Genomic DNA, 22,635 nt, shown 5'->3' on the forward strand with positions numbered 1-22,635 from the left:
TCTTTTAGTTCAACAGCTGGCAAAGCTGGGGAAGTGGTTTCAGTCACCGGCATCGATGCATGTGCAATAAATATATCACGCCCAACCCGCGGTATAGCATCGAGGTTTTCAGCCGCTTTTTTAAATTGTTCATATTCCTGAAGGCGCTTTATTAATTCGGCACGCGGGTCTTCCTCCTCGGCAAGCTCTTCATGCACCGGCAATAATAAACGCGACTTTATTTGCGCTAACAACGCCGCCATGACTAAATATTCGCCCGCCAGCTCAAGTTGAAACTCACTCATCATTTCCACATAGCTGACATATTGCTCGGTAATGCTAAAAATAGACAATTCCAGTACATCGAGTTTATGTTTTTTTATCAAGTAAAGCAGTAAGTCGAGCGGCCCTTCAAAGGTTTCTAAAATAATTTCTAACGCGTCCGGCGGAATATACAGATCTGCGGGCTTATCCACCATGGCTTTCCCATGTAAAAAAGCCAGTGGCAGCTTTTGCTGCACTGGCTTTTCTGTCGCATTATTGGCTGACTTTTCAGGCAGTTTTTCCATTAACTGTTACTCAAATGGGCTTGTATCGCCACAGCCTACGCGTAATATTTGCACTTCATCTTCCGATAAGTCAACTACTGTAGTTGCTTGCTCAGCTAAGTAACCACCATGAATAATTAAATCCACTTGGTTGTCTAAGCGCGCTAAAATCTCATCGGGATCTGACTCAGTGAAGTCTTCACCTGGTAAAATCAATGAACATGACATCAGCGGCTCACCCAACTCACGTAATAATGCGGAGGCAATGGGGTGCGCTATCACACGAATACCAATGGTTTTTTTCTTGTCGTTTAATAACCGTTTTGGTACTTCTTTTGTGCCTTTAAAAATAAACGTATAAGGCCCAGGGGTATTATTTTTAATTAACCTAAATAACTGGTTATCTACGCGCGCATAAGTAGAAAGCTCAGATAAATCGCGACACACTAAGGTAAAATTATGGTGTTTTTCGATACCACGAATACGTTCAATGCGCTCTTTTGCCTGTTTGTTACCTATATTACAGCCAATCGCATAACCCGAATCAGTTGGGTAAATAACGACTCCACCTTGCTTTATGATTTCAACAGCTTGATGAATTAATCTCGGTTGCGGGTTGTCTGGGTGGATATGAAGTAATTGACTCATGTTGCTGCTCCTTGTTGCACTTCCCAAGCGTGCCATACAGCGCGACAATCCTTAGGAAGGTATAAATTTTTACCCAGCTCTAAATAGCTGGTCGGAAAATGAAAATCAGAACCTTGTGAACACAATAGGTTATATTCGCGACTTAACTCACCTAAAAACTGCCGTTCACTGGGTGCTTGTTGCGGCTGGGCAACTTCCATTGCATCTCCACCACTATTTTTAAACTCAACTAACAGTTTACGCAACCATTTATTTGACATTTTATAGCTGCTTGGGTGTGCCAATACCGCCACGCCACCGGCTGCATGAATAGCCGTGATTGCCGTTTGCATATCGCACCAATTGCTGGGTACATAACCGGTTTTTCCTCGGGCTAAGTATTTTTTAAATACGCCGGGAAAGTTTTTCGCCACGCCGCGCTGTATCAAGGCGCGAGCAAAATGGGCACGGGTAATTTGGGCGTTTATTGCTAACTCTCGCGCTTGGTCGTAAATGCCGTCAAAGCCATTTTTTGCTAAACGCTGGCCAATTTCAATTGCTCGGGTTTCTCTTTTCTGCTGTTGTTGCTCAAGTAATGCGCTAAGCGCTGTATTGTCGCTTTCAATATTTAATCCGACAATATGTATTTCAAAGCTTTCCCACCGTGTCGATATTTCAACCCCAGTAATCAGCGTAAGCGGCAAGTTTTCTGTTTCAATTATGTGCTGCGCCGGTTTAATTGCAGCAACCGTGTCGTGATCGGTAATAGCAAACACATCAATATTTTTATCAACCGCACGGTGCAGTAATTCTGCCACTGTAAGGTGTCCGTCTGAGTGTGTCGTATGGCTATGTAAATCGTATTTTATCAAAACAAAACTGCTTAAAATTAACGGTGGATTATGTTGTTATAAGTATAACAAGTTTTTAAGCCAAATTGTTTTTAAATAAACACTTGACATAAAAGCACCAGATACGTTTTACTGTAGGCACAAAAGACACTAGAAGAAGATAAAACAATGAGCAATTCAACTTTAAACACTATTTGGTGGTGGCACTCGTAATTATCGGGTGATGAATTGTCGTGTCTAACATATATTCAAAACCCGCCCTTGTGCGGGTTTTTTTATGAGTAAATTTTGAGGAATAAACATGAATAACATTATTAACCTTACACATCGTTGGTGGCGCTCAACATAGCGGGAACGGTAATGATCTGTGTATTTTAGACAGTGTTATTTAGCCCCCGCAATTGCTTAGCATTGCGGGGGTTTATTTTTTTAGGGAATGAGATTTTGATTTTTAGCCATATAACAACAACGCCAGGCGAAGTAACCAGTATTTCACAAAGCCGTGATTACATCAGCAGCCCATTGGCACTGTATGCCGCACTGGATAAGCCAAACTCACTGTTACTTGAGTCAGCAGAAATTGATTCTAAAGACAGTGTTAAAAGTTTAATTTTAGTCGATTGTGCACTGCGCATTGTTTGCCAAGGGAAAACCGTCATGGTTAGTGCCCAGTCTAACAATGGCCAACAATTACTCAGCTACTTACAAGCTAACGTTAGCAACTGTGACGCGGTTTTAGCAGACACAACGCTGACTTTAACTTACCAAAGCCATGACGAAGACATGGATGAGGCAAGTAAGCTGGTTGCCGACAATGCCTTTAGCGCATTGCGCAGCTGTATTAATAGTATTAAAAGTACCACCGACAACCCATTTTCCGTGTTTTTAGGCGGCGTATTTGTGTATGATATGGTCGCCAATTTTGAGCAGTTATCGGCTGTACCGAATGGTGAAAACAGCTGCCCCGACTATGTGTTTTACCTCGCCGAAACATTAGTGGTGATCGATCATCAAAAGCAAACAACCGAGCTGATTGGTAATGTGTTTAATGGCCCTGACGTTCACGCCAATTGTTTTGAAGTGGGAAAACAGTTAGAACGGCTAAATGCCCTGTGTGATAACTGCGCTGAGTTTACTGCACCATTACAACACGGTTCATGTGATGTCAGTGTCGATATCAGTGATGAAAGCTACTGTGAACAGGTCATCAAACTAAAACAACACATAGTCGATGGGGATATTTTTCAAGTTGTGCCCTCACGCACCTTTTCATTGCCCTGCTCTGCCCCGCTCCATGCCTACAGTCAGCTCAAACAACAAAATCCTAGCCCGTATTTATTTTATATGCGTGATGCTGAATTTGTATTATTTGGTGCTTCACCTGAATCGGCACTCAAATACACGGTTGCCACAAAACAAGTGGAAGTGTATCCCATTGCCGGTACCCGTGCGCGGGGTAAGTTTGCCAATGGGCAAATTAACCCCGACTTAGATAGCCGTATCGAACTCGAGCTCAGGAACGATCAAAAAGAGCGCGCAGAGCACTTAATGCTGGTCGATTTAGCCCGCAACGACGTTGCCCGTATTAGCGTACCCGGTACTCGACATGCAAAAGAGCTGCTAAAAGTAGACCGTTATTCGCAAGTGATGCATTTAGTGTCGCGTGTGGTCGGCACCTTAAAAAGCGAACTAGACGCCTTACATGCTTATCAAGCCTGTATGAATATGGGCACACTGGTGGGCGCCCCGAAAGTGCGCGCTGCTGAACTCGTTCGCCAAACCGAAGGCAAACGCCGTGGCAGTTATGGCGGTGCGGTTGGTTACTTAACCGGCGATGGCGCTATGGATAGCTGTATTGTGATCCGCTCTGCGTTTGTTAAAAACAATATCGCTTATGTGCAAGCCGGTGCCGGTGTGGTCTTTGATTCAGATCCACAATCAGAAGCCAACGAAACCCGCGCTAAAGCCCAAGCGGTGATCACCGCGATAAAATCAACCTATAAGGCGGGTTAACATGAGCCAGCAAACACCTATTAAAATTTACTTTTTAGATAACTTCGACTCTTTTACCTATAACTTAGTCGATGAGTTTTCTATGCTGGGCTGCGACTTAGTCGTGTATAGAAACAACATTAGCGCCGAGGTTATTTTTAATAAAATGCGCCAAGAGCAAAGCCAAGTCGTATTAGTTTTGTCGCCGGGCCCTGGCACCCCCAGTGCAGCAGGTTGCTTAATGGAATTAATTGCCTTATGTAAAGGCCACTTCCCGATGCTAGGCATTTGTTTAGGCCAACAAGCACTCACGCAAAGCTATGGCGGTGTGATTGGCCATGCGGGTGAAACCGTGCATGGCAAATCATCTATTATTGAATTAGCCGAGCACCGCGTTTTTGCCGGTATGGGGCGCAGCATGCCAGTGGCACGTTACCATTCATTAATGGCCACCAAGGTGCCCGACTCGCTGGCAGTGATTGCGCAGTACCAAACGATCCCCATGGCTATTTATCATCAGCAACACAAGGTGTTAGGGTATCAATTTCATCCTGAGTCTATTTTAACCCCTAACGGCGCATTGCTACTGCAACAAAGCATCGCCTATCTAACCACGCCTAAATAAGCAGGAGCGCAGTAAATGAGGTTACAAAGCAAACAAAATAGCAGTGCGCTCAGTGCTGAGAGACACAACTTAACTATTCACGCTGCCATTGAGCAGCTGATCAGCAAACAATCACTCAGCTATGCACAAGCAAAAACGCTGTTTGATCGGGTGATGCAGGGAAATATCAGTGATATTGAGCTCAGTGCGCTGCTCATCGCATTAAAATCCAAAGGCGAAGTAAGCGATGAAATTGCCGGGGCAGCTGCCGCTATGCGCGACAATGCACTGGCCTTTAGCTCCCCTGCAAGCCTACTTGCCGACTGTTGTGGCACCGGTGGCGATGGCTCAAACACCATTAATATCAGCACCACAGCCGCTATTGTTGCCGCCGCCGCGGGGGTTAATATCGCCAAGCATGGCAATCGCAGTGTATCCAGTAATTCTGGCTCTGCTGATTTACTCAAAGCCTTGGGCATTAATATTGAAATGACGCCAGCACAAGCGGCAAACTGCTTAGCGCACACCGGCTTTACATTTTTATTCGCCCCGCAATATCACCCCGGTGTACGCCACGCGATGGGCGTACGTACCGGCTTAAAAACGCGAACAATATTTAATATATTAGGGCCATTAGTAAACCCAGCGGCCCCTGAAGTGCAATTATTAGGTGTGTACCATGAGTCACTGTGTATGCCAATGGCACAGACTTTAAAAACTCTGGGTACTAAGCGTGCTATGGTCGTACATGGCGCGGGCACCGACGAAATAGCGCTGCACGGCCCAACCACAGTGGTGGAGCTTAACCAGGGTGAACTTACTCAGTACACGCTCAACCCAAGCGACTTTGACCTTGCAAACTATTCACTTGAACAACTAGCAGGTGAAGGCCCACAATACAATGCACAGGCGTGCCTCGCGATTTTACAAGGCCAAGGCACTGCCGCGCACAATGCGGCTATTGTGGTGAATGTAGCAGCGCTTTTATACTTAACGGGTAAGGCCGCGTCGCTAAAAGCAGCGGCACAACAGGTACATTCACTATTACGTTCAGGCAAAGCCATGAACACATTAAATACAATTATTGAGGTAAGTCATGGCTAATGTATTAGACAAAATTGTTGCCGATAAAAAACGTGAGCTGATTGAACGCAAAGCCGCACGCCCACTTGACAGCTTTAAACACTTGGCTGAACCCAGTAGTCGCAATTTTTATCAAGCCTTGGCCGCGCCAGGTACGCAGTTTATTTTAGAGTGCAAAAAAGCATCACCATCAAAAGGGTTAATTAGAGATCCCTTTGATTTAACCGAAATTACCGCTGTGTATAAAAAATACGCTAGCTGCATCAGTGTGTTAACCGATACTAAGTATTTCCAAGGCAGCTTTGACTACTTAGAGTTTGTCCGTAGCCAAGTTGAACAACCTCTTATCTGTAAAGATTTTTTTATCGATGAATACCAAATCTACCTCGCGCGTATTTATGGTGGCGATGCTATTTTGTTAATGCTATCGGTACTCGATGACGCCCACTATAAAGCATTGCACAGCGTGGCCGACTCGCTCAATATGGCGGTTCTCACTGAGGTGAGTAATGAAGCCGAAGTCCAACGGGCTGTTGCCCTAAATGCACAAATCATTGGCATTAATAATCGCGATTTACGTGACTTAAGCACAGATTTAGCCACCACTGAAAAACTGCGCAAGCTGATCCCAAGCGATAAAGTGGTGATTTCCGAGTCAGGTATTTATACCCACCAAGATGTTAAACGCTTGGCGCCCTTATGTGATGGGTTTTTAATTGGTAGCTCGCTAATGAGTGAGCCCGATTTAGAGCTTGCTTGTCGACGTGTTATTTTAGGCGACAACAAAGTCTGCGGCTTAACCCGCAGTCAAGATGTGCAAGCAGCCTATGACAGTGGTGCTGTGTTTGGCGGATTGATATTTCACCCTAAATCACCGCGCTATGTTGATTTGGATTGCGCAATAGCACTGAGCCAAACCGCCCCGCTTAAGTTTGTCGGGGTGTTTGTTGATGCCCCAATAGAGCAAGTAGCGCACTATGCAAGTGTGCTAAAATTAGCGGCCGTGCAATTGCATGGCCAAGAAAGTGACGATTATATCGCTAGTTTACGTACTAAACTGCCATCGGACTGCGAAATTTGGAAAGCACAAGCGATTAAAAATGCGTTGCCAACACCGGTCAACGGCGTTGAGCGACACCTTTACGATACCCACAGCGATACGCAGGCTGGCGGTACTGGCAAGGCGTTTGATTGGTCGGTACTCAACGATGCCACCACGCCATTTATGCTTGCCGGCGGCTTAAATCCTGACAATATCAATCACGCGCTATTTCACGGAGCCTTAGGCTTAGATGTTAATTCTGGGGTCGAGCAATCAGCGGGTAAAAAGTGCCCTAAAAAATTACAGCAAGCATTTACAAGTATTAGAAATTATTGAGGTTAACATGAAGAATCCAGCTTATTTTGGCGAGTTTGGCGGTATGTTCGTACCCGAACTACTCGTCCCTGCGCTTAAGCAGTTAGAAAACGAATTCAACAAAGCACAAAAAGATCCCGCGTTTCAGGCAGATCTCAGCAAATTACTCAATGAGTATGCGGGCCGCCCTACGCCACTGACTCTTACCCGTAACTTAGTCAAAAACCCACACGTTAAGCTGTACCTAAAACGTGAAGATTTACTGCACGGTGGCGCACACAAAACGAATCAAGTGCTGGGCCAAGCGTTATTAACTAAACGTATGGGTAAACAGCAAGTAATTGCCGAAACGGGAGCGGGTCAGCACGGTGTTGCCACGGCATTAGCCTGCGCCTTACTGGGCTTGAAATGCCGTATTTACATGGGGGCAAAAGATGTTGAACGCCAACAACCAAATGTATTTCGCATGAAGCTCATGGGCGCTGAGGTTATCCCGGTTACGGCAGGCTCAGGCACACTAAAAGACGCAGTAAACGAAGCGCTGCGTGATTGGTCAGCAAACTATCAAGATGCGCATTACTTGTTAGGTACTGCGGCAGGCCCACATCCATTTCCGACAATTGTGCGTGAATATCAAAAAATCATTGGTGAAGAGGCTAAACAACAAGTATTAGCAGCCGAAGGGCGTTTACCGGATGCGGTAATTGCCTGTGTCGGCGGTGGCTCTAACGCCATTGGGATGTTTAGTGATTTTATAGACGAGCCAAGCGTTAAATTAATTGGCGTAGAGCCGGCAGGTAAAGGACTGGATACCCCAGAGCACGGCGCCACTATTTGTAAAGGTAGTAAAGGCATACTGCACGGCACCTATACCTACATCATGCAAAATGATGACGGTCAAATTGAAGAGTCTTACTCTGTCTCAGCCGGGCTTGATTACCCTGCTGTGGGGCCACAGCATGCATTTTTACACGAAACAGGTCGTGCGCAATATGTGGCGATTACCGATACCGAAGCCCTCGATGCCTTTCAAGCTTTGGCTAAAAACGAAGGCATCATTCCCGCGTTGGAATCCAGCCATGCCCTTGCCTATGCGCTAAAATACGCCGAGCAGCAAACAGAAGACAGTGTCATCGTTATTAATTTAAGTGGGCGTGGCGACAAAGACTTAGCACACGTACACAATGTACTTTCAGCAGGAGGCCAACTATGAGTCACGTAAAGAGCGACCGTTACGGTAACATGTTTGCCGCGCTTAATGAGCAAAAACAAGGCGCCTTTGTGCCATTTGTTACGCTTGGCGACCCAGGTAAAGAGCAAAGCATTGCTATCATTAAAAGTTTAATTGACGGTGGCGCCGACGCACTGGAGCTGGGCATTCCATTCTCCGATCCGATTGCAGATGGCCCGGTTATTCAAGCCGCGAATATTCGCGCTCTGAAGGAGAACATCAATACTCAAGATTGCTTTGATATCATCAAAACCATACGTGAGTATCATGCCGACATTCCGATTGGCTTACTGCTGTATTCTAACTTAGTGTTTAAACGTGGCCTTGAACGCTTTTATCAAGACGCCAAAGCAGCTGGGGTAGACTCCATTTTAGTCGCCGATGTGCCGTTACATGAAGCGAAAATGTTTCGAAAATCAGCCATGGCCAATGGCATAGATCCAATCTTTATTGCCACCCCTAATGCCGATGATGATACCCTGCGTCAATGCGCCTCTTACGGTCGTGGCTACACTTATTTGTTATCGCGTGCGGGGGTAACTGGTACCGACAGCAAAGCACAAATGCCTGCAGTGGGTATTGTTACTAAACTTAAAGAATACCATAGCGCACCGCCACTACTGGGTTTTGGTATTTCAACGCCCGACGATGTGAAAGCCGCTTTACAGGCCGGTGCTGCAGGGGCGATATCGGGCTCGGCGGTGGTCAAAATTATTGCCGCTAACCTCGATGATTTACCGGCTATGACGAGCAAACTCACTGAATTTGTAACCGCTATGAAAGCAGCAACTAAACTGTAAATTATTTAATACAAACTAAAAAGGGCCGTTAACGGCCCTTTTTTATAACTGCGTATAATTTACAATGCGTCTTTTAATGCTTTAGCCGCTTTAAACACCGCTTTATTTGCCCCTGCAATCTCAATAGCAGCGCCGGTTTGTGGGTTACGCCCAGTGCGCGCTGGGTAATAACTTAGCGCAAAGGTACCAAACCCCGTAATTTGCACCTGATCGCCTTCAGACAGTGATTGTGTAATGACTTTTTGTAAACTAGTCAGTGCCGCGGCAGCTTCTTTCTTAGTAAGCTGACTTTTCTCTCCAATGGCTGCAACAAGTTGTGCTTTATTCATTTAATGCTCCTAAATACACGCTCACTGAATTGTGGTGAAGCGTGGGATTTGACGATATGAAAATAAAGTCACGCAGGCTAAGGCTTAAGGTGGCGCAAGTCAACCTACAACATTGACCTGCGTGGCTATTTTACTGACAAAAAAGCCGCGATTAACGCGGCTTTTATCAACACATCAATATTTAGAAACCAAATAGTTTCAAACCAAAGAATTTAGTCGCTACCGTATTAGTAAGAATAACCACTAAAATAATCGGAATAAATGTTGAAAGTGAAAAGTTAACATATTTTTCCATAAAGCCGCCGCTATAATTTGGCGAGCCTTGGCTTAGCTCTTTGCTTAAATTAGCCTTTTTCCAGCGGTACATTACAAATAAACACACCATCAAGCCATTAAACGGCAATATAGTGTCGTAAAATACGTCGTAAACAACATCAAAAAAGCTCTTACTCGCGCCACCATAGCTGGTAAACGTGGTTAAGCTATCGATCATACCAAACGACATAGTACACAGTATGGTAAGCACACCGGTGGCAAGCGTTAGAATACCTAATGCTTTTTTACGACTAATGCCCTTTCTATCACTTAAGGTTGCCGTCGGTACTTCTACAATCGACACCAATGACGTAATCGCCGCAAAAAATACTAATAAGAAGAATAAAAACGCCACAGCAGAGGCACCAAAATAGCCAATGTCGTGTTGTAACGCGAGTAATATCTTAGGTAAGTAGACAAAAATCATCGACACTGATGAATCAGAAAGCTTAGCCGGATCGGTATTTGGGTCAAAGCTGAAAATAGCCGGTAGCACCATTAGGCCCGCTACAAATGCCACTAATGAATCGGTAATCGCGACCATTTTTGCACTGCCTACGATATCGTCTTTTTTCGAGATATACGACGCATACGTAACCAAAATACCCATACCCAGCGATAACGAGAAAAATGCTTGCGCGAGCGCACCATTAAGCACACTGGCATTCATTTTAGAAAAATCAGGAATAATATAATACTTCACACCCGCCATGGCGTTATCGAGTGTAAGTACATAGCCCACTAACACGATAAGCATGACAAACAACGCCGGCATTAAAAACTTAGCCGCTTTTTCAATACCTTGCTTAACGCCGCCTAGCAAAATAAGGTTAACAATAAGCACTACCGCCGCCATATACCAAAATACGGTATTACTATTGATAAACAGCCCAAAATGCCCTGGGTTCGCTAGTGAGTCTAAATTTCCCATTAAGGTTTGTGCTAAATAGCCAAAAATCCATACGGTAATAACCATATAAAAAACCGCGATCATAAACGGAGTAAACACAGCTAAAAAGCCTGCTACTTTCCATTTTTTATCATTGTTAGTTAATTTTTTATAGGCACCTAAGGGATCTTTTTGTGCATTACGGCCCATCGCCATCTCAGCCATCATCACCGGTAAACAAATAAACGCGACAAACAATGCATAGACGAGTAAAAACGCACCACCACCATTTTTAGTTGCAGAAACAGGAAATCCCACCAAATTACCAATACCCACAGCAGAACCTGCCGCTGCTAATATAAACCCTAGGCGGGAGCTAAAGTGCTCTCTATTTTCACTCATGTATAAACCTTGTTATTATTTATCTTATTCAAGCGACTCTACCAGTGTTACACAGCGTTTTTCAAGCAATTATACGGTAAAAAATCATTCTTACTGTAAACCTCGCTGTAAACACTTTTAATTCACCATTTTTCAACGCTATGCTAGTATGCGTTTAATAATATTTAACAAAATTTATAAGGCTTTTTATGTTGTACATGATTTATTCAACTGATGTAGCAAACAGCTTAGCACTGCGCGCAGAGGCCCGACCAGCACACCTTGCACGCTTAACTGAACTTGATTCACAACAGCGTTTACTTACCGCAGGCCCCCTGCCTGCCGTTGACAGTGAAGACCCACAGCAAGCAGGATTTACCGGTTCATTAGTGATCGCCCAATTTGATTCTTTAGAGGCAGCCCGTGAATGGGCCGCAGCGGATCCTTATGTTGCCGCGGGTGTCTATGAAAACTCTATTGTTAAACCGTTCAAAAAGGTATTCCCTGCAGCGTAGGCAGTGCAACACGCCCTGTTTCGCTTAACCGCAAAATTCAGGGTTTGTTCACGCGTTCGTTAGTAAACTTATCATTGTAAAGTTCAATGCGTGTGATGCGGTTGAATTTTGGTGCCTTAGTTTATTAAACTGAGCAGGTTTGTTTTAGGAGTCTCGCCATGCGCGTATTAGCATTATTAATCCTCAGCTTTTTTACTACTATTAGTTTTGCCAATCCGCTGCAAACGAATACACTAGTAACTAAGGCGGGTAAAACTGAAATCAGTAAAAAGAAAGCGGTCACTCTGGCAAAACAAACTACCGACGGTAAAACGTTGAAAATTACAGAAAGAATAAACTTTTATACGGTACGAATTTTAAAAACTGATGGCCATGTGGTCGATTTAAAAATAAATAAAAAAACTGGCGAAGTGAAAAAGGATTAATTAATGCGAATTTTAGTTATAGAAGATGATTTACACCTAGCAGACAACTTGCGTAATGCACTAGAAAAAGAACGCTACAGCGTAGATTTGTGCCACGATGGTGAAGCAGGCCTTTTTCATATTACTGAATACCCGCTTGATATGGCCGTAGTTGACTTAGGATTACCTAAAATTGACGGTATTGAACTCATTAATAAAGCCCGTGCGCAAGGGGTGACAATACCCATTTTAATTTTAACCGCACGCGATCGCTGGCAAGATAAAGTAGAAGGCTTAGATGCCGGCGCTGACGACTACCTTACTAAACCATTTCATGTGGAAGAATTAATTGCGCGCTGTAACGCCCTTATTCGCCGCAGTGCTGGTAAAGCAAACCCTGAAATGACCGCAGGACCAATTAAAATTCATACCCGTTCTCAGCAAGTATGGGTAGACGACAAAGAGCTAAGCTTAACCGCTTACGAATATAAAGTACTTGAGTACTTAATGGTTAACCCACAAAAAGTGATTTCTAAATCGGAATTGACTGAACACATTTACGACCAAGATTTTGATCTGGATTCTAACGTCATTGAGGTGTTTGTGCTGCGCTTACGTAAAAAGCTCGATCCCGATGGCACTTTAAACCCAGTTGAAACACTACGAGGACGCGGTTACAGACTTAAAAGTCAGTGGTAGCAATGCAAATTTCGTTAAAAATAAGACAAGGATTTATTCTTGTCTTTGTGCTACTAGTTGCCCTGCCTATTTTGTTTTATTCCATTGGTAAAGCGTATTACGCGTCATTAGTGGAGGCGACAGAAAAAAACCTTGAGGCACACCTGTACTCGTTGATCTCTGAAGTCGACTTCACTGAACGCGGCATTGTTATGCCCAGCACTATTTTGACCCCCGAGCTTAATAATTTAAACTCCGACACGTACGCCATGATTTATCGTGACGACGTGCCCATTTGGTACTCTGAGTCTGCGGTTAACGTCAACTTTACTCCTGAATACATAGAGCCTAAAGCGGGCGCTGCTGACTTTCGCCCCGTGCGATATAACAATACCGACTATTGGCAATTGAGCTTAACGGTTATTCTCAATAACATCGATCAATCTGAGCAAGCACGATTCTTTTTGTTAAAACGCAACGATGCCTTGTTGCGTTTAATGGATGGATTTAAACAAACGCTGGTCGATTGGATGTTTATTATGGGTATTGCCATGGCTGGTTTAATGGCTGTTGGTTTTATATGGAGTGCACGACCGCTACAACGACTCGATAAAGAAATTAAAGCCATCGAATCGGGCGACTTAAACGAAATTAAAGGCTTATACCCGGTAGAATTACAAACCATCAAAGCCGACCTAAACTTACTACTTGAATCGCAACAACGCCAAAAAGAACGCTATCGCGCGTCATTAAGCGATTTAGCTCATGCGCTGAAAACCCCCTTAGCGGTGTTAAAATCAAGCCCGCTCGCAAACGATGCCGACGCCGTTGAACAGCTAGACCGTATTAATGTAATGATTGAGCATCAATTGAAGCGCGCCGCTACGGGCGCATCCGATACCTGGAAACGACAAACCGTAATAAAACCGGTGTTAGATTCAATCATCAGTGCAATGAGTAAAGTATATCGTGATAAAGATATTATTTTTAATTGCAAGGTAAACCCTAAAGACTACTTTTTAGGTGATAAAACCGACTTAATGGAGTTACTTGGCAACTTAATCGATAACGCCTGTAAAGCCTGCCGCTCACAAGTAACAATAAAAGTCACCCAAGGTAAAACCTTGTGTATCACGATTAGTGACGATGGCCCTGGCGTGCCGCTCGATAAACGTGACTCCCTACTAACCCGTGGTGCACGCTTAGATACATACGAAAGTGGTCATGGCGTGGGCATGGCGATAGTATCTGACTTAGTGAAGTCGTATCACGGTTTACTCACCATTTCTAAGTCTGATAAATTAGGCGGAGCCAAGTTTATGCTGGAGTTTAATTACCATGAAAAAAAATAACCTGCTCTTAGCCCTAATACACTTGGTGTTACTGTTAACAGCGGCATCTAGCTTTGCAAAAGCACGCTGTGAACTGCCCCCTGAGGCAAATCAAATAACCATCAAACGTTATCTACAATGTCTTGACAGCACCCTCAACAATGCCAAACAACTGCAAGCCAGTTGGATTGAAAAACGCCGCTATGAACTGGCTAAACGTGAGCGAGAAACTGGCGACAGCCAAATTTTGCAGTTATTTACTAACAGTATTACCAGTCATAATAAGTATGTTGCGAAAAGTTGCCAATGGCGCTACTTGTTGCACTTACCCAATGCTGTCAATGCCGCGATTAATTATAAGCGTTGTGAGATACAGCTGGTTGAACAATTTACTGCCAGCCTCAAACAGCCGCTTTAAACACTGTATATTGTTAAGGAATATATTATTAAACATGTCACGCGCTCAGCGCCGCTGATAATTATTGGCGGGGGATTAGCCGGTTTATATAGCGCTTATTTGCTGAGCCGCCAACAGATCCCGTATATTTTATTAGAGGCAAAAGCAGAGTTAGGTGGGCGAATTAGTGCGGCTACCACCGACAATGAGCACGTAATTAGTTACGATTTAGGCCCTACTTGGGTATTCCCTCATCAGCACACACTATTACAGCTAATAAAAACGCTTAAACTGACTACATTTGAGCAATACTGCCAAGGTGATGTACTTTATCAATCATCAGCAACGACACCATGCCAACAAATTCCTGGGGCTGGTGAAATGCAATTATTTCGCTTAGCCGGTGGCATGCACTCGTTAATCAAGGCGCTATATCAGCAACTTGATCCTGCGACAATATTAACCGAGCACGCTGTTATCGCATTAAATAAACAGCAGGACAGTTGGCACATAACGGCTGAGCATCATGGCAAGCTGACGCATTTTCGCGCCCAGCATGTCATCGCTGCATTACCACCTCGCATGATAATAAACCACCTTACCCCCGCACAGTGGGCTGAGCACACACTGCTCAAACGCTTAGCCACGGTGCCGACATGGATGGCCGGGCAAGCCAAATTTATCGCCACTTTTGAGCACGCATTTTGGCGTGATAAAAACTTATCGGGGCAATGCTTTAGCCGTGTGGGTCCGCTTGTTGAAGTACACGATGCCAGCGCGGCTGCTCATGAGCACCCCGCTCTGTTTGGCTTTATTGGTATTCCGTACAGCGAGCGCAAGCAACTCACAAACGAGCAATTAAAGCACGCATGCCTTAAGCAACTGGCTTATTTTTATGGTGCTCAGGTGTATAACGCAACGCACTGCTTTATTAAAGATTGGGCTGCGGACCCCTATGTGGCAAATGAACAGGATACAATCGCCCCATCGCAGCATCCTGAGTTTAGTTTTAGCGGATTAAGCGCGGCATTCACTAAATTAAACATCCATTTTGTGGCTAGCGAATTTGCCCAGCAAGAGGCCGGCTACTTAGCCGGTGCACTCAGTGCAGTTGATAAAGCAATGAACGATTTACAGTTCACATAGGGAGCGCGTTAACAGCCTCTTTAGTTATAACAGTTGGCATATTGCCATCATTTAAGCTGTTTTTTCGCCAGTGCCTAATAGGGTTGCCACCCAGCGGCCTTCTTCGCTTGCTTCAAGGGCAATTTTCACAATCATAGTCAGTGGCACTGACAACAACATTCCTACCGTGCCCAGCAGCCAGCCCCAAAATATTAATGACAAAAACACCACTAAGGTAGAAAGCCCTAAACCTTTACCCATAAATCTTGGCTCTATAATATTACCCATTACGGTATTTACGGTTAAATAGCCCGCTGCCACCAGCCCGGCTATTAACGGCCCTTGGGTGATCAACGCCAGTAATACCGCTGGGATAGCCGCAATAATTGACCCTATATTGGGGATGTAATTAAACATAAAGGCAAGCACCCCCCACAACACAAAGTAGTCAACACCGAGTAGCCATAAATAAAAGCCTGCTAATATACCTGTGGCTAAACTAACCAAGGTTTTAATCGCAAGATAAGAGTTAATAGAGGCTAAAAAGCGCTCAATTTGTTTCATTTTTTTATCGGGATTTTTCAGCGCCATATGAATTTTATTACTCAACAGCGGGCCTTCAAACAACATAAATACCACGGTTAAAATAATTAAAAACATATTCGCCATTACCCCGCCTAAACCGGTGAGCATATTGGTGGCGACATCAACCATTTTACCCGGATCGAACATAGATAAAATTTGCTGTTTATTAATTAAAATATTGTACTGCGATGCCACATCGACTAACCAGACAAACTCTTCTTTGAGTTTAACTTTATACTGGGGCAATTGCTGTGAAAAATCGTTCGCCGATTGCCCAACAAGGCTGCCTAAACTAACGCCGAGTGCCAGAATAATAAGTACCACTAACAACACCGCAACACTTTTAGTGATGCCAAAGCGCGCAAAAAACTTTATTAACGGGTGACAAATAATAGCGATGAACGCCGCTAATATAAAGGGCACTATTATCGCACTTGCCGACTTAATGCCTGCCAGCACTATCACTAATGCAGCAAATATAATTAAGCTTTTATTAACCCCAGTTAAACTTGCCAATGCCCTGTTCCTTATCGCGTTTAATTGCCTTTAGTCTAAGGCAATTGCTATTAAAATGAAATATTTACTCAAGGATGGTGAAATTATAATGGCTGTATAAAGTTGCAAAGCCAGTCACAAGCGAGTATAAATTTTAAACACTGCTGTCATTTTTAGTTAAGGGCGCATTATGCATCTATTTATTACTGGGGCGACGGGCCTAATAGGTCAGCACCTATGCCCTTTTTTAACTCACCACCACACGGTTACTGTGCTGACACGTAACATTAATAAAGCAGAGGTGCTATTAGGCCATAAAGTGACAGCCGTTGACGCTATGAGTCGCGTCGATTTCAATAATATAGATGTGGTGATCAACCTCGCCGGTGAGCCCATCGTGAACAAACGTTGGACAGATAAACAAAAACACATCATTCGTGACAGCCGCATTAACATCACAACCGCAATCACTAAAGCGATTAACGCATGCGAAACGCCACCACATACATTTATTTCTGGCAGTGCGGTCGGCTTTTATGGTCGCCAAGGTAATATCCCTATTGATGAAAGCAATAATGTCCCCCACGACGAATTTAGTCATCAACTGTGCAAAGACTGGGAGCAAGCGGCAATCGCGGCCGAATCAACTGATACTCGAGTATGTTTACTACGCACTGGGATTGTATTGGCAAAAAAAGGCGGTGCCTTAAGTAAAATGCTGCCGGCATTTAAACTAGGTTTAGGGGGACCGATTGGCAGCGGTGACCAGGGCATGTCGTGGATCCATATTGATGACATTACGCAACTTATCTTATTTATTATCAACCGCTCAAATATCAGCGGGCCCATTAATGCCACCGCACCCAACCCGGTAAGTAATCACGTTTTTGCTAAAAGCTTAGCCGCGGCCTTATCGCGACCCGCTCTGTTGCCAATGCCAGCGATGGTGTTGCAGTTGCTAATGGGGGAAATGGCTGATTTATTACTAACGGGGCAATATGTGCTGCCAACCAAACTCCTTGAGCACAACTACCGTTTTCATTATCCGAATATCGATGCAGCGTTGCACAGCTTATTATAGAAAACCGATTAACACAAAAACAACGGCCGATGCCGCTGTTTTTATTATACCGAGCGCCAGGCCTAGTAATAACCGCTGGCAGGTAAGCTGTTATTTACTGATCCACGGGGTAATTTTTACCACGTCCGTGATCTCAGCTAATTTGTGGTTATCTGCTTGCCAATCATCGGCAACCGCAAAATAACAAACCTGCTGCTCACAGTGCACGTTTTGTTCAGTAAATTGCATCGGCTTATTAAACGTCACCACAACACCTTTTTGCTCTGGTAATAAAAACCACATTAATTTACTAACAAAAAAGCCCGATAAGTCGTTTAACAGCGTCTCCAGCTCAGTGTGTACGGTAAATAATGACTGCTTAGAAAACACTAAACCGTCAAGTTCATTCGCTTCTATTTGTAATTTTAGCTGGCAATCATGCATCGGGTTTTGTGGTTCAATAACAATAACCGCTTTATCGGTATCGAGCTGTTTATCAAAGGGTAACAATAATTGCGCTTGTTCGGTGTAATTAAGCGGATACTCATTGTTTTCGGTTAAAATTGTGCCACTTTTAATCGCACAGCGTTCATTGCTACCAATATCGCTAATATAAAAGTTAACCCGGGCATACTGAAAATCCCCTTTATTAACCACCTTTAAACGGTCATAAAAGCCATCATACGACATCACAAATTCTCTGGCCGACGCGTTAAAAGTTGTACTGCTCAAAAGCATCAACACCAGCAGTGAGGCCATGTTTAGCAAGTATTTATTCATCAAAGTAGGCCCTATTTTGATCGATCATGGTGTTTAATTCCTCAATGTAGGCTTCACCGCGCTCTGAATAAGAGAGTAACCCCTGAGTGAGCTCTGTGGCGGCGATTGTTTGCTGTTCGCGTCGTAAATTTTCGCGAATTGCACGTAACTCTTTATAAGCATAATGCGTATTTATATTTTTAAAGTAAGCGCTGACCGCAGCACGCACCGACTTGAATGCAGCCACTTCATGAGCAGCATCACTGTCTCTTTGGCTTGGCACTATGCCGCAGCCTTTTGAGTAGCACCACTGGCCAAAAAAGTTAAGGCCAATACGTGCAAACCGCGATGTGCCCCAGGCTGATTCGTTAGCTGCTTGCATCAGCGCCATTTCTTTAGGAATAATATCGACACGGCGTAATGCCTGTGTCAACGTTAATCTATCCACCGTTTCTGGCAACCCATACTGCGCCAATATTTTTACAATATCGCGCTGTTGCTTCGCTTCTAGTGGTAAGTCGTTTTCTAGCATCATGCGGGCAATTTCTAAGTTTGCCCGTTGCTGTAATATCTTTTTATTTTCGGCTTCGACATGTGGCTTAATAAAATTAAAAAATGCGCGCTTCTTTTCTTTCACATCAGTGAACGCTGAAAAGTTTGGCAAACTTACATTATGTAGCGGCTGCTCTTTTTTCTTTGCCTTTTTAGGTTGCTCAGACTGTGCGTGTTGGTCTGATGCAATATCGTCACGCTGAATAAATGGATACGCAAGCGCCCAAATACAAAATGCGGCGAATAAAAACTTAAAAATGGTCTTTAACATGTACTCTCTCTTTTAACACTTAATGATGCACGGATACAACGCGCACATACCAAGCGCCATTATACCTAAGCCATGATATAAAGGCGAATCAAAGCTATTGCTGCGCTCTTTCGCTGTTTTGACTGCTCGCAATTTATAAGTGCTTGGGTATACTAAACAAAGTTGCGCGGTATTAATTTTATTGAGTGAGTAGTATGAATAAGCAATGGCAAATGCGAATAATAGAACAAGCAAAACACCGTCCAAATGACAATCGCTCGCCCTGGCAGGTCGATCGCTCGCGTATCATTCATGCGGCTGCGTTTCGCCGTTTACAAGCTAAAACGCAAATTATGGGCATTGGCTTAAACGACTTTTACCGTACTCGCCTCACCCACTCATTGGAGGTGTCACAAATTGGTAGCGGGATATTGCGTCATTTAAAAGTGCAGCACAGCGACTTTAGCCATTTCCCCTCAACTGGCTTACTTGAAACCTTGTGCTTGGCGCACGATATTGGCCATCCGCCTTTTGGCCATGGAGGTGAAATTGCGCTTAATTATATGATGCGCGATCATGGTGGCTTTGAAGGCAATGCGCAAACGCTGCGTATTGTGGCGAAATTAGAACCCTACAGCAACGGTTACGGCATGAACCTCACGCGCCGTACTTTACTTGGTTTTATAAAATACCCGGGGTTTATTAACGACCTTTGGCATACTATTCCCACCACTAACGCGAACCGATCATTTATAAAAGCAGATGATTGGCGCCCTGCAAAAGGTTTATATAATGATGATGCCGCGATATTCAATTGGATCATTGCGCCACTGAGTGACAATGATAAAACCCTGTTGAATACCCAGCAACGAGTAGATAACTATCGTGCAAGAACCTGCTATAAATCACTTGATAGCGCCATAATGGAGCATGCCGACGACATTGCTTACGCGGTGCATGATTTAGAAGACGCCATTGCCACGAAAATGCTTACTTTAGACGATTGGCTAACGCATGCCTTACCGCAGCTGCGTGCGCTTAATTTTAGTTGGTTAAACACGCTACTCGATACACTAACCCAACGGCTGTTTTCAAAACATGATTATGAGCGCAAAGATGCCATAGGCGAGTTGGTCAATACCTTTATTATTCATACTCACCTAGCGATTCAAGATGACGGGTTTGACTGCCCTATTTTAAAGTACACCGCAAAACTCGACACTGAATACGCCAGCGTGTTACAGATCCTAAAACACTTTGTGTTTCAACGGTTAATTCGCGATCCTGAAATGCAGCAAATTGAATTTAAAGGGCAAAATTTACTTATCGAGTTATTTAGTGCGTTTTCAAGCGATCCGCTGCGATTATTGCCCGAAACAACACAAGCGGCATATCAACACGCACAACAGCAACAACAAGGCATGCGCGTTATTTGCGATTATCTTAGTGGCATGAGTGATGAATACGCCTATAAAACCTACCAACGTTTGTTCTCGCCTGTGCAATAAGCTATAAAATATAACAGCAACGACAAAACAGCCGAGTAAATACAATTTACTCGGCTGTTTTAGTTACTCAGTAAGCTAACTTAGCATGGCTTAATTAAGCGCTTTTACCCCCATGTTATACAGCGTAAAGCCATATATGTCGGCATATTGCTCAATAATTTTACTGGTGGGTGTACCCGCTCCATGGCCTGCATTGGTTTCAATACGGATAAGCGTTGGCAAGCTCCCCGCCTGTTTAGCCTGTAACTCAGCGGCAAATTTAAAGGAATGTGACGGCACGACACGGTCATCGTGATCGCCGGTGGTGATCATCGTCGCCGGATATGCGACCCCTGCTTTAACATTATGCAGCGGTGAATAGCCTTTTAAGTAATGGTACATCTCTTTACTTTGCTCACTGGTACCATAATCATAGGCCCAGCCTGCACCAGCGGTAAAAGTATGGTAGCGCAGCATATCCAGTACGCCCACAGCAGGCAGCGCTACTTGAAATAAATCAGGACGCTGGGTCATTACAGCGCCAACAAGTAAACCACCATTCGAGCCACCACGTAGCGCTAAACGTTGTTTTGAGGTGTAGTTTTTGTCCTGCAAGTACTCGGCAGCGGCAATAAAGTCATCAAACACGTTTTGCTTGTGTAACTGCGTGCCCGCGTTATGCCACTGTTTTCCGTATTCTCCACCACCACGAATATTAGCCACCGCATAAATACCGCCTTGCTCCAACCACGCTGCTGTGGTGGGGCTAAAACTAGGTGTTAAACTAATATTAAAGCCGCCATAACCGTACAAAATAGTCGGGTTGGAGCCATCTAATTTAATATCCTTTTTATAGGTAATAATCATCGGCACTTTTGTGCCATCTTTTGAGCTGTAAAATACTTGCTCAGAGGTGTAATCATCACTGTTAAAGTTAACGGCCGATTTGCGATACACCTTTGATTCACCGCTGGTTACATCAAATGTATAAGTCGTCCCGGGGGTTTTGTAGTTAGTAAACGAGTAATACAGTGTAGTTTGGTCTTTTTTACCGCTAAAGCCTCGCGCGCTGCCAATACCCGGCAATTGAATTTCGCGTATCACCTCACCTTGTTTGTTGTATTGCTTTACTTTTGAAATCGCATCAACCATATAATTGGCAAACAACGTATTGCCACCCAAAGATACATTTAAAACATGCTCTGTTTCAGCAATAAAATCGACCCAATGCTCTGCGCTGGGGTTGCTGGCATCCACTGTCACCACTTTATTGTTCGGGGCATTTAAGTTGGTTTTAATAAACAACTTACTGCCTTCGTTATCAATTACTTGGGTATCTGAGTCGGTATGTGCAAGCACTGTCACTAGGGGGCTGTTAGGCTTAGTTAAGTCTTGCATAAATAACTTATTGCCTGAGGTAGACACACTTGCCGAAATAAACAAGTAACGGCCATCGTCGGTCACTTTACCGCCCACATAGCGGTGCTGCTGCTTAGCAACGCCACCAAACACTAAACGATCCTCAGCTTGCGCGGTGCCTAGCTTATGGTAATACAATTTATGTTGATCAGTTTTTGCCGACAGCTCACTGCCCTTAGGTTTATCATAGCTTGAGTAATAAAAGCCGTTGTTATTTAACCAGCTAATACCACTAAACTTCACATCAACCAAGGCCTGCTCTACTTGTTGTTTAGTGTCGGTATCAATGATAATTATTTTGCGCCAATCACTGCCCCCTTCTGAAATTTGATACGCTAATAACGAACCATCTTTTGAAAACGACAGTCCCGACATAGACGTAGTGCCATCTTCACTAAAGGTATTGGGGTCTAAAAATACCTCGACTGCGCCACCTTCTTTACTGCGATATAAAACTGCTTGATTTTGCAAGCCATCATTTTTATAAAAGTAAGTGTAATCGCCCTCTTTAAATGGCGCGCCTACTTTTTCGTAGTCCATCAACTTTTTTAAACTTTGTTTTAATTTATCGCGATACGGTATTTGCTCTAAA

Annotated in this window: 23 protein-coding genes; 14 read left to right on the plus strand and 9 right to left on the minus strand. The window is 44.0% G+C overall.

Going from position 1 to position 22,635, the window contains the following annotated elements; all coding sequences use genetic code 11:
* The 3 genes from ABYB02_RS05695 to ABYB02_RS05705 form a co-directional block, all read right to left on the minus strand.
* Positions 1–548, minus strand: a 548-nt coding sequence (locus ABYB02_RS05695) for a ScpA family protein (RefSeq protein WP_372761496.1), incomplete at its 3' end; no start/stop codon positions are given.
* A 6-nt stretch (positions 549–554) separates the two neighbouring features.
* On the minus strand, positions 555–1,175 hold the full coding sequence (locus ABYB02_RS05700; protein ID WP_372761497.1) for an L-threonylcarbamoyladenylate synthase: 621 nt from the start codon (positions 1,173–1,175) through the stop codon (positions 555–557).
* Positions 1,172–2,026, minus strand: a complete 855-nt coding sequence (locus ABYB02_RS05705; RefSeq protein ID WP_372761498.1) for a PHP domain-containing protein — start codon at positions 2,024–2,026, stop codon at positions 1,172–1,174. Before ABYB02_RS05705 ends, ABYB02_RS05700 begins: the two co-directional genes overlap by 4 nt.
* A gap of 423 nt (positions 2,027–2,449) precedes the next feature.
* Between ABYB02_RS05705 and ABYB02_RS05710 the strand changes: the two genes are divergently transcribed.
* From ABYB02_RS05710 to trpA, 6 genes are read left to right on the plus strand one after another with little or no spacing between them, the layout of a single operon-like run.
* The gene (locus tag ABYB02_RS05710) at positions 2,450–4,018 is read left to right on the plus strand and encodes an anthranilate synthase component 1 (RefSeq protein ID WP_372761499.1); all 1,569 of its coding nucleotides are present in this window, start codon (positions 2,450–2,452) and stop codon (positions 4,016–4,018) included.
* A gap of 1 nt (position 4,019) precedes the next feature.
* A complete protein-coding gene (locus tag ABYB02_RS05715; protein WP_372761500.1) occupies positions 4,020–4,622 on the plus strand; it encodes an aminodeoxychorismate/anthranilate synthase component II in 603 nt (200 codons plus the stop codon).
* A 15-nt stretch (positions 4,623–4,637) separates the two neighbouring features.
* Complete coding sequence (gene trpD / locus ABYB02_RS05720) at positions 4,638–5,705, plus strand: anthranilate phosphoribosyltransferase (RefSeq protein ID WP_372761501.1); 1,068 nt, start codon at positions 4,638–4,640, stop codon at positions 5,703–5,705.
* Complete coding sequence (trpCF, locus tag ABYB02_RS05725; RefSeq protein ID WP_372761502.1) at positions 5,698–7,062, plus strand: bifunctional indole-3-glycerol-phosphate synthase TrpC/phosphoribosylanthranilate isomerase TrpF; 1,365 nt, start codon at positions 5,698–5,700, stop codon at positions 7,060–7,062. Before trpD ends, trpCF begins: the two co-directional genes overlap by 8 nt.
* A 7-nt stretch (positions 7,063–7,069) precedes the next feature.
* Entirely contained in the window at positions 7,070–8,254 is a 1,185-nt protein-coding gene (gene trpB, locus ABYB02_RS05730; RefSeq protein WP_372761503.1) for a tryptophan synthase subunit beta, read from the plus strand.
* The gene (gene trpA, locus ABYB02_RS05735) at positions 8,251–9,072 is read left to right on the plus strand and encodes a tryptophan synthase subunit alpha (RefSeq protein ID WP_372761504.1); all 822 of its coding nucleotides are present in this window, start codon (positions 8,251–8,253) and stop codon (positions 9,070–9,072) included. Before trpB ends, trpA begins: the two co-directional genes overlap by 4 nt.
* Positions 9,073–9,131: 59 nt before the next feature.
* Here the strand turns inward: trpA and ABYB02_RS05740 are convergent, their stop codons facing one another.
* The gene (locus tag ABYB02_RS05740; RefSeq protein ID WP_372761505.1) at positions 9,132–9,401 is read right to left on the minus strand and encodes an HU family DNA-binding protein; all 270 of its coding nucleotides are present in this window, start codon (positions 9,399–9,401) and stop codon (positions 9,132–9,134) included.
* A 181-nt stretch (positions 9,402–9,582) separates the two neighbouring features.
* Positions 9,583–11,007: a sodium-dependent transporter gene (locus tag ABYB02_RS05745; RefSeq protein WP_372761506.1), complete on the minus strand. Its 1,425-nt coding sequence runs from the start codon at positions 11,005–11,007 to the stop codon at positions 9,583–9,585.
* A gap of 188 nt (positions 11,008–11,195) precedes the next feature.
* On the opposite strand from ABYB02_RS05745, the gene ABYB02_RS05750 reads away from it, so the two are divergent.
* The 6 genes from ABYB02_RS05750 to ABYB02_RS05775 all read left to right on the plus strand — a co-directional run bounded on the left by ABYB02_RS05750 (position 11,196) and on the right by ABYB02_RS05775 (position 15,457).
* Positions 11,196–11,501 carry a YciI family protein gene (locus tag ABYB02_RS05750; protein WP_372761507.1) on the plus strand — a complete coding sequence of 102 codons (306 nt, stop codon included), beginning with the start codon at positions 11,196–11,198 and terminating at the stop codon, positions 11,499–11,501.
* A 158-nt stretch (positions 11,502–11,659) separates the two neighbouring features.
* Positions 11,660–11,926, plus strand: a complete 267-nt coding sequence (locus ABYB02_RS05755) for a PepSY domain-containing protein (protein ID WP_372761508.1) — start codon at positions 11,660–11,662, stop codon at positions 11,924–11,926.
* Between the two features lie 3 nt (positions 11,927–11,929).
* Positions 11,930–12,604: a response regulator transcription factor gene (locus ABYB02_RS05760; RefSeq protein WP_087531813.1), complete on the plus strand. Its 675-nt coding sequence runs from the start codon at positions 11,930–11,932 to the stop codon at positions 12,602–12,604.
* Positions 12,598–13,935, plus strand: a complete 1,338-nt coding sequence (locus ABYB02_RS05765; RefSeq protein WP_372761509.1) for an ATP-binding protein — start codon at positions 12,598–12,600, stop codon at positions 13,933–13,935. The genes ABYB02_RS05760 and ABYB02_RS05765 overlap by 7 nt, the downstream gene beginning before the upstream one ends.
* Entirely contained in the window at positions 13,922–14,332 is a 411-nt protein-coding gene (locus ABYB02_RS05770) for a hypothetical protein (RefSeq protein ID WP_372761510.1), read from the plus strand. Before ABYB02_RS05765 ends, ABYB02_RS05770 begins: the two co-directional genes overlap by 14 nt.
* Positions 14,333–14,359: 27 nt before the next feature.
* Positions 14,360–15,457 carry a flavin monoamine oxidase family protein gene (locus ABYB02_RS05775; RefSeq protein WP_372761516.1) on the plus strand — a complete coding sequence of 366 codons (1,098 nt, stop codon included), beginning with the start codon at positions 14,360–14,362 and terminating at the stop codon, positions 15,455–15,457.
* 51 nt (positions 15,458–15,508) lie between these two features.
* Here ABYB02_RS05775 and ABYB02_RS05780 read toward each other — a convergent pair whose 3' ends face one another.
* The gene (locus tag ABYB02_RS05780; protein WP_372761511.1) at positions 15,509–16,537 is read right to left on the minus strand and encodes an AI-2E family transporter; all 1,029 of its coding nucleotides are present in this window, start codon (positions 16,535–16,537) and stop codon (positions 15,509–15,511) included.
* A 169-nt stretch (positions 16,538–16,706) separates the two neighbouring features.
* On the opposite strand from ABYB02_RS05780, the gene ABYB02_RS05785 reads away from it, so the two are divergent.
* Entirely contained in the window at positions 16,707–17,597 is an 891-nt protein-coding gene (locus ABYB02_RS05785) for a TIGR01777 family oxidoreductase (RefSeq protein WP_372761512.1), read from the plus strand.
* Positions 17,598–17,687: 90 nt separating this feature from the next.
* Here ABYB02_RS05785 and ABYB02_RS05790 read toward each other — a convergent pair whose 3' ends face one another.
* Complete coding sequence (locus ABYB02_RS05790) at positions 17,688–18,314, minus strand: DUF2987 domain-containing protein (RefSeq protein WP_372761517.1); 627 nt, start codon at positions 18,312–18,314, stop codon at positions 17,688–17,690.
* Positions 18,315–18,348: 34 nt separating this feature from the next.
* A complete protein-coding gene (locus ABYB02_RS05795; protein WP_372761513.1) occupies positions 18,349–19,158 on the minus strand; it encodes a glucosaminidase domain-containing protein in 810 nt (269 codons plus the stop codon).
* A 194-nt stretch (positions 19,159–19,352) separates the two neighbouring features.
* Here ABYB02_RS05795 and ABYB02_RS05800 point away from each other — a divergent pair, with 194 nt between their 5' ends.
* A complete protein-coding gene (locus ABYB02_RS05800) occupies positions 19,353–20,645 on the plus strand; it encodes an anti-phage deoxyguanosine triphosphatase (RefSeq protein ID WP_372761514.1) in 1,293 nt (430 codons plus the stop codon).
* A 90-nt stretch (positions 20,646–20,735) separates the two neighbouring features.
* On the opposite strand, the gene ABYB02_RS05805 is transcribed toward ABYB02_RS05800, so the two are convergent.
* A partial coding sequence (locus ABYB02_RS05805; RefSeq protein ID WP_372761515.1) for a prolyl oligopeptidase family protein occupies positions 20,736–22,635 on the minus strand: 1,900 nt, incomplete at its 5' end.

The organism is Pseudoalteromonas sp., from assembly GCF_041613455.1.
Classification (GTDB): Bacteria; Pseudomonadota; Gammaproteobacteria; order Enterobacterales; family Alteromonadaceae; genus Pseudoalteromonas.